Genomic DNA, 13,212 nt, shown 5'->3' on the forward strand with positions numbered 1-13,212 from the left:
CAAGTTTTTTTATCGTATTTAATTAATAATCAAATTAGTAAGACTTGTTTTACGTAGATTTACGTGTTTTATGACTTGTTTAATCTTTTTGCTCTGGTAAATGAGCCAAAGATTCATGTGTTACCTTATTTTTAGCTGTAATTATATTCTTCAATTTTACAGAAAACGTTGCAAACTTAGCGTCTGTATTGCTAAATTTCATAATTATTACGAAAACGATATCGTAATTGTTGCAAATCTATTAAATTTATATGCACGCATTGTTAATTCCACATTTAAAAATTATCTTTGAAAGCCTTTTTTAAGGAAATAAAACAATTCAAAAAAACAAAAGTAACCATCAGCTAAGCAAAATTTTTAAAATTTGGTTTAGGGGAAATAATAAAACAATATAACTATGGATTTCAATCTGACCGAAGAACATTTAATGATTCAACAAGCTGCCAGAGATTTTGCTCAAAATGAATTGTTACCGGGCGTTATTGAACGTGACGAAAAACAAATTTTTCCGACTGAGCAAGTAAAAAAAATGGGACAACTAGGATTCATGGGAATGATGGTTGATCCTAAATACGGAGGTAGCGGTCTGGATGCGATTTCATATGTTATTGCTATGGAAGAAATCTCGAAAGTAGATGCATCAGCTTCTGTAGTAATGTCTGTAAACAATTCATTAGTTTGTTGGGGTTTACAGGAATTTGGAACCGAAGAACAAAAACAAAAATATTTACCGGGTCTAGCATCTGGAGAAATTCACGGAGCATTTTGCTTAAGTGAGCCGGAAGCAGGCAGTGATGCCACTTCGCAAAAAACTACTGCGGTAGATATGGGAGATCACTATATTGTAAATGGAACCAAAAACTGGATTACAAACGGAAATACAGCATCAGTTTATTTGGTAATTGCGCAAACGCATCCTGAATTAAAACACAAAGGAATTAATGCTTTGATCATGACCAAAGATATGCCGGGCTTTTCTATTGGTCCAAAAGAACAAAAAATGGGAATTCGCGGTTCTGATACACACTCATTAATGTTTAGTGATGTAAAAGTTCCTAAAGAAAACAGAATTGGAGAAGACGGTTTCGGATTTAAGTTTGCGATGAAAACACTTGCAGGCGGACGTATCGGGATTGCATCTCAGGCTTTGGGAATTGCTTCGGGAGCTTATGAGTTGGCTTTGAAATATTCGAAAGAACGTAAAGCTTTTGGAACAGAAATTTGCAATCATCAGGCAATTGCTTTTAAACTGGCAGATATGGCGGTGAATATTGAAGCAGCACGTCATTTGTGTATGAAAGCGGCTTGGGATAAAGACCAGCATAAAAACTACGATGTAAGCGGTGCAATGGCAAAATTATTTGCTTCGCAAGTGGCAATGGATACTGCGGTTGAAGCGGTTCAGATTCACGGAGGAAATGGTTATGTAAAAGAATACCATGTAGAGCGTTTTATGCGTGATGCAAAAATTACTCAGATCTATGAAGGAACTTCTGAAATTCAGAAAATTGTAATTTCAAGATCTGTAATTGCAGGATAAATTTAATTTCCCTTTATTATAAAAAAATACCCTTTCAGCTTTTTTAGCATCGAAAGGGTTTTTTTATGGATAATTTTTTTAATTTTCGGAATATTATACTTTTAAACCAATAACTCAGCTATTAATTCAGTTTTATTTTTATGAAAAAGCTATACTTCCTTCTTCTGTTTGCTTTGTTAGCCTGTAAGTCGAATACAACAACAGTAAGCGAAAAAGAGTCAAAATCAATTTCGGAACCACTTGAAATTACCTATAAAATAAATGAGGCCGAAGTGTCTGACTTTCTAAAATATCTTTCTTCGGATGAATTAGAAGGTCGTGAAACCGGTACAAAAGGAATCGAAAAAGCAGCAGTGTTTCTAGAAGATTTTTTTAAGAAGAATAATGTAAAACCTTATTTTTCCTCGTATCGTGATACGCTGACTAATTTTAAATCTCCCGCCTATAATATTGTTGGGGTTCTGGAAGGAACAGATCCTGTGCTAAAAAAAGAATTTGTGGTATTAAGTGCGCATTACGATCATATTGGTCTGGAGAAAAAGCAACAGGAAGATGTGATTAATAATGGTGCTAACGATGATGCTTCAGGAGTTACGGCTGTTGCACAAATGGCAAAATATTTTAGTGAAACAAAATCAAATAAACGCAGTATTCTTTTTGTGTTTTTTGCCGGTGAAGAAAAAGGTTTGTTAGGGTCTAAAAGTTTAGTGCAGGAACTTCAAAAGCAAAACTTCAATTTATATGCACAACTAAATATCGAAATGATTGGTGTGCCAATGAAACGCGATTATCTGGCTTACATTACCGGTTTTGATAAATCGAATATGGCCGAAAAAATAAATGGATACACAGGAAAAAAGACTATTGGGTTTTTACCAAAAGAAGCCGAGTATCAATTGTTTTACAGATCAGATAATTATTCGTTTTATGAAGCGTTCAGGAAACCTTGTCAGTCTATAAGTACTTTTGATTTTGAGAACTTCGATTTCTATCACCATGTTGCGGATGAATTTAAATTAATGGACATTCCGCACATGACTTCTTTTATTCAGGAATTTTTACCGGCGGTGACCAAAATTGCTACTACGCCAACTCAAGAAATTACAATGAATAAATAATCGGTCTTTTTATCTGATTTGCTTATTTTTGCCTTATGAAAAATATTATTGTTACCGGAACCAGCAGAGGAATTGGTTACGAATTAGCATTACAATTTGCTAATGCCGGAAATCAGGTTTTGGCCATTTCCAGAAAAATACCTCAAACACTTTTAGAACATCAAAACATCACTTGCCTTTCAGTCGATTTGGCCGATGAAGCTGCTTTGAAGGAAGTAGACAGTTTTCTTTCTTCGACCTGGAAAAAAGTCGATGCTGTAGTGCATAATGCCGGAGCTTTATTATTAAAACCTTTTGCTGAAACCACTCAGGCTGATTTTGAAAGTATTTATAAAGTGAATGTTTTTGCTGTGGCGAATCTTACCCGCATTTGTTTGCCGTATCTTCAAAAAGGAAGTCATGTCGTTACAATTAGCTCGATCGGTGGTGTAAGAGGAAGTCTTAAATTTGCAGGATTAGCCGCTTATAGTTCAAGTAAAGGTGCTGTAATTACCTTAACCGAATTATTGGCAGAAGAATATAAGGAACAGGGAATTTCGTTTAATGTTCTGGCTCTGGGTTCAGTTCAGACTGAAATGCTAAATGAAGCTTTCCCGGGATATCAGGCCCCAATTTCTGCTGAAGGAATGGCAACTTATATTTATGATTTTACTCTTAACGGAAATAAATATTTTAACGGGAAAGTGCTGGAGGTTTCTTCTACTAATCCTTAATTAAAATCCCAATTTTAGAAATTCCAAATTCCAAATCTGAATATTAAACTTTTAACTTCTAACAAATAACTTTTAACGTAAAAAGAAATTGAACGAAACTTTAGCCAGATATATACCGGAACATGCTGTAAAGCCTGTCTTTGATTTGATTGTTGCCAATCAGGTGCATCTTAAGATCGTAAATGAACGCCAAACACGTCATGGAGATTATAGGAGAGGACCGAGTGGAAAACATGAGATCACGGTAAATGCCAGTTTAAATAAATACCGTTTTTTGATTACGTTGATTCATGAGATTTCGCATTTAGTTGCGTTTGAAAGGTTTGGACGAAATATAAAGCCACACGGAAATGAATGGAAACTTACCTTTCAGCGTATGATGGTTCCTTTTATCCGTCCGGAGATTTTCCCAAGTCAATTATTGCCTTTATTAGCAAGGCATTTTAAGAACCCATCTGCGAGTAGTGACACTGATACTACTTTGTCTTTGGCTTTAAAGCAATATGACGCGCAAAACGATAAAAACTATGTTTTTGAAATTCCGTACGGAAGTGTATTCAGAATTAAAAACGGAAAAGTATTCAAGAAACTAGCTGTGAGAACAAAACGTTTTGAATGTATCGAAATCAGTTCAGGAAGAACGTATCTTTTTAACCCAAATGCTGAGGTAGAATTGATAAACCATCATTAAGCCTGATGAAAATTCTAATATTTTAAATTCCAAATTCCAACCGTAGAGAGGAAATTCCAAATAAAAAATTCCAAATTCCAATACTGATGCAGTTGGAATTTGGAATTTTTTTATTGAGTTCTTCCAGAATTGGAATTTAAAATATTGGAATTTTTATCCCTTAAGATATGCTTCTCTCACTTTTTTAAATAGGTTCGAAGAGTAAACAAACTTCACAATATCTTTGTTATCGGTTCTAAAGATTTCTTCTTTAGTTCCCTGCCAGGCTTTTACACCTTTTTTTAGGAAAACAATATTCTCACCAATTTCCATTACCGAATTCATATCGTGCGTATTGATTACCGTAGTGATATTGTATTCTTCGGTGATTTCTTTAATCAGGTTATCGATCAAAGTTGAGGTGTTCGGGTCTAAACCTGAGTTAGGTTCGTCACAAAATAAATATTTCGGATTGTTTACAATCGCACGGGCAATCGCCACACGTTTTTGCATACCACCAGAAATTTCAGAAGGTAATTTTTTATGCGCGTCAACAAGATTTACTCTTTCTAACACAAAATCAACACGTTCCTGAATTTTAGCTTTGTTATCGTTGGTGAACATTTTTAATGGGAAAGCGACATTTTCTTCAACAGTCATGGAGTCAAATAAAGCACTTCCCTGAAAAACCATTCCAATTTCAGTTCTTAATTCTCGTTTTTCGTCAGGGTTTAATTCAGAATAAATACGACCGTCAAATTCAATTGTTCCTGAATCTGGAGTATGAATTCCTAATAAGGTTTTTAATAAAACCGTTTTTCCCGATCCACTTTGTCCAATAATCAAGTTGGTTTTTCCAGTTTCAAAAACCGTCGAAACGCCTTTTAAAACTTTACTGTCACCAAATGATTTTTCTATGTTTTTTACTTCGATCATTATCCTAATAATAATTGAGTTAATATATAATTAAAAAGAATGATACAAACAGAGGTCCATACAAATGAAACTGTACTTGCTTTACCAACTTCTAGTGCGCCACCTTTCATGTAATATCCGTGAAAAGACGGGATTGTAGCCAATAACATTGCGAATATTAAAGTTTTAATAAAAGCATAAGTGATATGAAAAGGAATAAACTCCATTTGAGCACCCTGAATAAAATCTTCACTGGTTGAAAATCCTCCATAAGCACAAGCAAGCCATCCTCCAAAAATCCCAAGGAACATACTAATACCAATTACAAAAGGATACATTAATAAAGCTATTATTTTTGGGAAAACTAAGTAGTTTAATGAGTTAACACCCATAACTTCTAAGGCATCAATCTGTTCTGTAACACGCATTGTACCAATACTTGATGTGATGTAAGATCCCATTTTTCCGGCCATAATTACCGAAATAAAAGTTGGAGCAAACTCTAAAATCACCGATTGACGTGTAGCAAATCCAATTAAATATTTTGGAATTAATGGATTAGTTAAGTTTAACGCGGTTTGAATGGCAACAACTCCTCCAATAAAAAAAGAGATAAAGCAAACAATGCCAAGAGAGTCGATTATTAAATCGTCGATTTCTTTAAAAATCAATTTTTTCATCACAGACCATTTCGTCTGTTTGTTAAAAATTTCTTTCAGCATTAAAAAATATCTTCCTAGTTGAGATATATAACGGATTAGCATCATAATTTTAGTAATATTGGCTAAATTAAGGATTAGTTTACAGTTTACAGTTTGAGTTTACAGTTTTTTAAGTTTTAAAAACTAAAAAAGCTTTTGTTTCATTTTCTGAAAACGATAATTTCTTATAAATTTAGCTTGTTCGGGTGTAACTAATAGAGGTGTTTTTGCTTTTTTTGCTTTCCAGAATCCTCTTATATAGTCTAAAAATAAAAATGGTTTTTTTTTCATCATCGCCAGTTTTGCCGATGCAATTGCGGTAATCCAAAAACCGTATCCTAACGTATAAAAAGCTTCTCCTTGTTTATAACGTGCTGTTTTGTTGTAATTTGCACCTGTTGGTTTAAGGTGTTTTACATGTAAAGATTCGTCGGTAACGATTTTCCAATCATAATATTTACAAAGTAATTCGTCTACCGTGTCCCAGCCCATAGCGGGTCTTAAACCTCCAATTTGCTTGTAAGTTGCTGTACGATATGCTTTCAGTGCGCCACGAATATGATCTTTATCGGTTAGGTTTTCTAATATCCAGTCGCCATTTTTTTCGATGTAACAAAATCCTCCGACCATTCCAATTTTAGGATCAGATTCAAAATGTTTAATTATCGTTTCAAAATAATTAGGAGGAAAAATTAAATCACCGTCTATTTTTACAATAATATCATAATCCGAATCCAGTGTTTCGAAACCTTTCTGGAAAGCCTGAATTACTTTGCTTCCCGGCATATGAATCGCATCTGAAGTTTTATTTACAACAGAAATGAACGGATTGTCCTTGGCAAAACTCAAAACCACTTCTTCGGTTTTATCAGTCGAGTTGTCGTTTACAACCACTACTTTTGATGGCAAAACAGTTTGCGAAACCAAAGATTGCAAAGTCAGACCGATTAGATTTTGCTCGTTGTGCGCGGGAATAACGATGTAATATTTCATGTTTGTCAAATTAAATCCCAATCTTTTTAAATTCCAAATTCCAATCTTACCGGTTAGGTTCAAATTGGAATTTGGAATTTAAATATTGGAATTTGTTTTATGCTTTTATCTTTTCAGCTACCACAATATAATATCTTGGAGTGAAATATCTTAGTAATGGTCTGAAGCCAAACTTTTTTACCGGATGGGTGAATTTTTGGCGATCCGTTATTTTCCAGCCTGTTTTTTCTAAAAGCCAGTCTAATTGCCAGTCTTCAAATTCGTGGTAATGTCTGTCCCACATATCTGTTTTAGAACGATATGCCGGAGAAAACCATAAACGTAACGGAATTGAAATTAATAATTTATCACACTTTACATTTTGTAGAATGGTGTACGGATTTAGCAGGTGTTCGAAAATTTCAAATGCAGTAAAAACAGTATAGTCTTCTGTTTGTAAAGCTGTTTGATCGTTGTCTAAATCTTCGCCTTTGGTGTTTTTTACGGTATAACCGTTTTCTTCCATTATTTTTGAGAATGGATTTGGTACACCAAAATCAAAAATGGTTTCTGATGTTTTAACGTGTTTTTGTAAAAACTCTAAGGTAAGTTTGAATCTTTTATTCGGAAACGTTTTTTCGTACATAGTCGTTGCGAGGAACGAAACAATCTCTCGTTCTTGATTTTATAATTAGGTCGCAAATATACTAAAAAGTCCGCATTTTAAAATGCGGACTTTTTTTTAGTTTACAGTCGCAGTTTACAGTATTGAGTTCAGCATATTGTAAACTGTGACTGAATACTGCAACTATAAATTAATATCTATAAACAAATGCATTGACATTCATTCCTGCTCCAACTGAAGCAAAAATAACAACGTCTCCTTTGTTGATTTCATGATTTTCTAATTTTCCCTGAATCAATAAGTCAAATAAAGTAGGTACAGTTGCAACGCTGCTGTTTCCTAAATCATGAATACTCATTGGCATAATGTTTTCAGGTGCAGTTTTATCGTATAGTTTGTAGAAACGTGCAACGATGGCTTCATCCATTTTTTCGTTGGCCTGGTGAATCAGGATTTTCTTTACTTCATCAATACCGATTCCGCTTTTGTCTAAACAGCTTTTCATGGCACAAGGAACCTGGCTTAAAGCAAATTCGTAGATCTTACGACCGTACATTTTGATGTATTTAATATCCGGATCTAAATCTGGGTTGTATGATTTTCCGAAGAACAAAAAGTTGGCTTCATCATTGGCAAAAGTGGCACTTTCGTAAGATAGTAAACCTGCTTCATCATCAGAAGCTTCCAGAATTGAAGCACCGGCACCATCAGAATAAATCATAGAATCACGATCGTGATCGTCTACAACTCTTGATAACGTTTCAGCACCAATTACCAAAACACGTTTTGCCATACCTGACTTGATAAAAGCGTTGGCTTGCAAAACACCTTCGATCCAGCCCGGACATCCAAAAAGAATGTCGTAAGCGACACATTTAGGGTTTTTAATATTTAATTTGTTTTTTACACGAGTAGCTAAACTTGGTAAAATGTCAGATTGATTGGTTCCAGATTTTACATCGCCAAAATTGTGGGCGAAAATGATATAATCTAAGGTTTCACGATCTATTTTAGCATTTTCAAGTGCTCTTTCGGCAGCGAAAAAGGCTAAATCAGATGAGGTATGTTGGTCTTCGGCATAACGGCGATTTTCGATTCCGGTAATACCTTTGAATTTTTTAATTACAACTTCGTTAGGGTAAGCAAAAGGAGTTCCGTCTTCATTCAAAAAAACATGATCACCAAAGTCAGTATTGCTTACTTCTTTATTTGGAATATAGCTTCCGATGCCTATTATTTTTATTTTCATTATTCAGTAATTATCCGATAAATTTATTGCTAAAGTATAAATAAATTCATGATAACTATCATAAAAAATACTATGCATGCATATAATTATGAAATAATAATTATTTGTGGGATTTATTGTTAATTTTCTAACGAATTTTAAGTTTTACCGAGATTTCAAACGATTGAGATTTGTTTTTTGATTTATTTTTTTTTGGAAAAATTGTAAAGTTTTTTTATGTTTTGTTACAAATAAAACCGAAGTTTCAAAAAGTGTTAAAAAATAGAAAACCTTACGCTTTGTTTTGAAGTTTTGTAGGCGTTAATGTAGTTTTTGCGTGAGGATAGGAGGATGTCATTAAGTTAAGGAAAAATCTATAAAATTACTTAACAGTTCAATCAAGAACGTAATTAGAAAAATCTGTTTTTATCAGCGTTTTCGCTTTAGCGAATCAGTAAAATCAGCGTCTAATTTTGACGCGGATAAAAACAGATTTACTTCGTAAAAACGCGGATAAAAACGGATTTGATTTGCAATAATTTTATTTTCTAAAATCTTAACTTAATGACATTGAGATAGGAGGAATCCGCCGCAGCGGACTGGATAGCCCGACAGCATCCCGATAAAAGGGAGAATAAGCGTACAGTAAATTAGCTGTTTTACCGGGATGGTGGCACGCCCAGATTAAATTTTACATTATAGATTTCTGATTGTAGATTTTGAGAAAGCCTCTGGTTTCACGTTGCTGAACTTGAAACTTGAAACAAAAAATAAACCCGACAAGCTTTAAAAACGTGTCGGGTTTGGAAATTTATTTTAGGTAAAACTTATTTCTTAGTTTTCCATGTAAGCTTCGATAGGAGCACAGCTGCAAACTAAGTTTCTGTCACCGTAAGCATCATCTACACGACGAACTGATGGCCAGAATTTATTTTCAGCAATGTACTCTAATGGGTAAGCTGCTTTTTCTCTAGTGTATGGGAAATCCCAATTGTCAGTTGTTAACATTGCCAATGTGTGCGGTGCATTTTTCAATACATTGTTTTTATCATCGGCTGTTGCAACTTCAATTTCTTTTCTGATTGAAATAAGAGCGTCACAAAAACGATCTAATTCTGCTAAATCTTCAGATTCAGTTGGTTCGATCATTAAAGTTCCTGCTACCGGGAAAGAAACCGTAGGAGCGTGGAAACCGTAATCCATCAAACGTTTTGCTATATCACCCACTTCAATTCCGTTTTCTTTAAATGCACGACAATCTAAAATCATTTCGTGAGCCGCTCTTCCGCATTCTCCTGTGTAAAGAATTGGGTAGTGTCCTTCGAAACGGGATTTCATATAGTTGGCATTCAAAATAGCATGCTCTGTAGCACTTTTTAATCCTTCAGCTCCCATCATTGTGATGTAACCGTAAGAAATTAAACATACTAAAGCAGATCCGTAAGGAGCAGATGAAATAGCTGTAATTGCTTGTTCTCCGCCTACTTTAAGAATTGGGTTTGTTGGTAAAAATGGAACCAGTTTTTCGTTTACACAAATTGGCCCAACTCCAGGTCCACCACCACCATGAGGAATAGCAAATGTTTTGTGTAAGTTTAAGTGACAAACGTCGGCTCCAATTGTAGCAGGATTTGTTAATCCAACTTGCGCATTCATGTTTGCACCATCCATATATACTAATCCGCCATTATCGTGGATTAATTTAGTGATTTCAATAATCGAAGATTCGAAAACTCCGTGAGTAGAAGGATATGTTACCATTAAACAAGATAAGTCATCTTTGTGTTCAATAGCTTTTTCTCTTAAATCCTCTACGTCAATGTTTCCTTCAGGAGTCGTTTTAGTAACGATGATTTTCATTCCGGCCATAGCTGCAGAAGCAGGGTTGGTTCCGTGAGCAGATGAAGGAATTAAACATACATTACGGTGAGCTTCGTTTCTTGATAAATGATAAGCACGAATAGCCATTAACCCTGCATATTCGCCCTGAGCTCCAGAGTTTGGCTGTAATGTTGTTCCGGCAAATCCGGTAATTACATTTAGTTGCTGCTCTAATTTTTTAAGCATTGTGATGTAACCTTCTGCTTGTTCTACTGGTGCAAATGGGTGAATGCTGTTCCAGTTAGGCATTGATAAAGGCAACATTTCTGAAGCTGCGTTTAATTTCATCGTACAAGAACCTAATGAAATCATCGAATGGTTCAATGATAAATCTTTACGCTCTAATTTTTTGATGTAACGCATTATCTGACTTTCTGAATGATGATTGTTGAATACATCATGTGTTAAGAAAGGTGATGTTCTTTGTAGTGAAGCCGGTAATTGACTTGCAGCAGTTAGTTCAGCAACTGTGAAAGTTTCTTTTCCTAAAGCTTCAGCAAAAATGGCAATAATTTGATTGATGTCAGCAATTGAAGTCGTTTCGTTTAACGAAATAGAAATTGTATCTGCATCAACATAGTAGAAGTTAACTTTGTTTTTCTCTGCAATCACTTTTACTTTTTGAGCATCTGCTTTAACCAAAATAGTATCAAAGTAAGCTGTATTAGTTTGAAAAACGCCTAATTTATTTAATTCTTCAGCAGTAGTAACCGCCGATGCGTGAACTTTGTTTGCAATATATTGTAATCCTTTTGGTCCGTGGTAAACCGCATACATTCCGGCCATAACTGCAAGTAAAACCTGAGCCGTACAAATATTAGAAGTTGCTTTTTCACGTTTAATGTGCTGCTCACGAGTTCCTAATGCCATACGTAAAGCGCGGTTTCCGTTTACATCGATCGAAACTCCAATAATACGACCTGGCATAGATCGTTTGTATTCGTCTTTAGTTGCAAAAAAAGCAGCGTGAGGACCACCATAACCCATTGGTACACCAAAACGTTGTGAAGTTCCAACCACTACTGCAGCTCCCATTTCTCCCGGAGAAGTTAAAGCCGCTAATGATAAAATATCAGCAGCAAAGGCAACTTTGATTTCGTTTTCTTTTGCTTTAGCAACAAAAGCACTATAATCGTTTACCTGACCGTATTTTCCCGGATATTGTAAAATGGCTCCGAAGAATTCATTTGAGAAATTAAAAGTTTCGTGGTTTCCAACAACTAATTCAATCCCGATAGGAGTCGAACGCGTTTGAAGTATGGATAAAGTTTGTGGTAAAATTTCTTCAGAAACGAAGAATTTGTTGGTGTTATTTTTCTTTTGGTCACGAGTACGAACATCAAATAACAAAGCCATAGCTTCGGCGGCGGCAGTTCCTTCATCAAGTAAAGAAGCGTTTGCAATTTCCATTCCTGTAAGTTCAATAACTGTAGTCTGGAAATTTAATATTGCTTCAAGACGACCTTGAGCAATTTCTGCCTGATAAGGCGTGTAAGCTGTATACCATCCTGGATTTTCGAAGATATTTCTCTGAATTGGCGCAGGAACGATAGTTGGGTGATAACCCAAACCAATATATGATTTGAATACTTTGTTTTTCTTTCCTAATTCCTGAATATGATTAGCGAATTCGTATTCCGTCATTGCAGGATCCAAATTCAAAGGTGCTTTTAAACGAATATCATCCGGAAGGGTTTCGTAAACAAGTTGTTCGATCGATTCAACCCCAATGGTTTGTAACATGTGTTGAAGATCTGTTTCTCTTGGGCCAATGTGTCTTAAAGCAAAAGCATCTGTTCTCATTTGTAGCTATCTAATTTTTTAAGGGCAATGCAATTCACGATGTATTGTCTTTGACTTAATCAAGTGTAACACAAGGTTTATTACATTTTATAGTAAATGTGTTGTTTTTTTGTCGCGCAAAATTAAGTATTATTAATAATTTAATAGGTATTTTTAACTTCAATTTTTATGAAATTTACAACTAAAGAGTTGATTTGTTAATAATTGATTAGATTTAAGAAATGAAACTACTAAAACAGATATTCGATTTTTACCTCAATAGCAGTATTCATGTGGCTTTATCCTGTTATGCTTTGGTTCGGGTTACGTTTCATGTGTTTCATCTTCAGTATGATGAACCAATGGCTTTGTTCGTTTTTTTTGGAACAATTGTGGGGTATAATTTTGTTAAATATGATACTTTGGTTCGTTTGAAGAAAAAACCAATAGGAAATCAATTGAAAATTATCGCTGTTTTAAGTCTCATTTCACTCGTTTTAGTTGGGTATTATTTTTTTCATCTCAAACGAATTACACAAATCGTTTCGGTTATCATTTTTGCTATCACCGCACTTTATACTTTACCCTTTTTCCCGAACAGAAAAAATGCCCGAAACTGGGCAGGTGTCAAGATTTATATCGTGGCGCTTTGTTGGGTAGGAGCCACTTTGGTTTTGCCTTATATAAATGTAGAAGTTCCGTTTACATCCAATTTTTTCATTAAGTGTATTCAGCGATTTGTATTGGTTTTTGTACTGATTCTGGTTTTCGAAATTTTAGATTTGGCCAATGACGATCCGCATCTCAAAACCGTTCCCCAAACCATAGGCATAAAGCGCACCAAGATTTTAGGGCTTTCGCTTTTAGTTCCGTTTTGGATTGTGGGGATTTTGTCTTTCAGTTTTCATGACCTTATTATAAATCTGATTATGGTGGTCATGCTCATGTTGTTTATCTTATTCGCAAACTCAAACCGATCTAAATATTATACTTCTTTCTGGGTCGAAAGCGTTCCGATATTTTGGTGGTTGATGATTGTATTTTTATAAAAAAATCGATGTTGATGC

11 protein-coding genes are annotated in these 13,212 nt (G+C 34.8%); 5 read left to right on the forward strand and 6 right to left on the reverse strand.

Annotated features, from left to right (window positions below):
* The first annotated feature begins 397 nt into the window (after window positions 1–397).
* The 4 genes from IRZ78_RS13765 to IRZ78_RS13780 all read left to right on the forward strand — a co-directional run bounded on the left by IRZ78_RS13765 (window position 398) and on the right by IRZ78_RS13780 (window position 4,062).
* Complete coding sequence (locus IRZ78_RS13765; protein ID WP_072960457.1) at window positions 398–1,540, forward strand: acyl-CoA dehydrogenase; 1,143 nt, start codon at window positions 398–400, stop codon at window positions 1,538–1,540.
* 140 nt (window positions 1,541–1,680) lie between these two features.
* Window positions 1,681–2,658, forward strand: a complete 978-nt coding sequence (locus IRZ78_RS13770) for a M20/M25/M40 family metallo-hydrolase (protein WP_194617108.1) — start codon at window positions 1,681–1,683, stop codon at window positions 2,656–2,658.
* 35 nt (window positions 2,659–2,693) lie between these two features.
* On the forward strand, window positions 2,694–3,371 hold the full coding sequence (locus IRZ78_RS13775; protein ID WP_194617109.1) for an SDR family NAD(P)-dependent oxidoreductase: 678 nt from the start codon (window positions 2,694–2,696) through the stop codon (window positions 3,369–3,371).
* A gap of 88 nt (window positions 3,372–3,459) precedes the next feature.
* Entirely contained in the window at window positions 3,460–4,062 is a 603-nt protein-coding gene (locus IRZ78_RS13780) for a SprT-like domain-containing protein (protein WP_194617110.1), read from the forward strand.
* 153 nt (window positions 4,063–4,215) lie between these two features.
* Here the strand turns inward: IRZ78_RS13780 and IRZ78_RS13785 are convergent, their stop codons facing one another.
* The 6 genes from IRZ78_RS13785 to gcvP form a co-directional block, all read right to left on the reverse strand.
* Complete coding sequence (locus IRZ78_RS13785) at window positions 4,216–4,977, reverse strand: ATP-binding cassette domain-containing protein (RefSeq protein ID WP_194617111.1); 762 nt, start codon at window positions 4,975–4,977, stop codon at window positions 4,216–4,218.
* Window positions 4,977–5,723: an ABC transporter permease gene (locus tag IRZ78_RS13790; RefSeq protein ID WP_194617112.1), complete on the reverse strand. Its 747-nt coding sequence runs from the start codon at window positions 5,721–5,723 to the stop codon at window positions 4,977–4,979. Before IRZ78_RS13790 ends, IRZ78_RS13785 begins: the two co-directional genes overlap by 1 nt.
* Window positions 5,724–5,801: 78 nt before the next feature.
* Window positions 5,802–6,650 carry a glycosyltransferase family A protein gene (locus IRZ78_RS13795; protein ID WP_194617113.1) on the reverse strand — a complete coding sequence of 283 codons (849 nt, stop codon included), beginning with the start codon at window positions 6,648–6,650 and terminating at the stop codon, window positions 5,802–5,804.
* Window positions 6,651–6,747: 97 nt separating this feature from the next.
* Window positions 6,748–7,275 carry a methyltransferase gene (locus IRZ78_RS13800; RefSeq protein ID WP_173972579.1) on the reverse strand — a complete coding sequence of 176 codons (528 nt, stop codon included), beginning with the start codon at window positions 7,273–7,275 and terminating at the stop codon, window positions 6,748–6,750.
* 169 nt (window positions 7,276–7,444) lie between these two features.
* Window positions 7,445–8,503 (reverse strand): ketoacyl-ACP synthase III, encoded by a 1,059-nt coding sequence (locus tag IRZ78_RS13805; protein WP_194617114.1) that lies wholly within the window; start codon window positions 8,501–8,503, stop codon window positions 7,445–7,447.
* An 813-nt stretch (window positions 8,504–9,316) separates the two neighbouring features.
* Window positions 9,317–12,166 carry an aminomethyl-transferring glycine dehydrogenase gene (gene gcvP / locus IRZ78_RS13810; protein ID WP_194617115.1) on the reverse strand — a complete coding sequence of 950 codons (2,850 nt, stop codon included), beginning with the start codon at window positions 12,164–12,166 and terminating at the stop codon, window positions 9,317–9,319.
* A gap of 221 nt (window positions 12,167–12,387) precedes the next feature.
* Here gcvP and IRZ78_RS13815 point away from each other — a divergent pair, with 221 nt between their 5' ends.
* A complete protein-coding gene (locus tag IRZ78_RS13815; protein WP_194617116.1) occupies window positions 12,388–13,194 on the forward strand; it encodes a hypothetical protein in 807 nt (268 codons plus the stop codon).
* The last annotated feature ends 18 nt before the right edge of the window (window positions 13,195–13,212 follow it).

Source organism: Flavobacterium sp. CSZ (assembly GCF_015350725.1).
In the GTDB taxonomy this organism is placed as follows: Bacteria; Bacteroidota; Bacteroidia; order Flavobacteriales; family Flavobacteriaceae; genus Flavobacterium.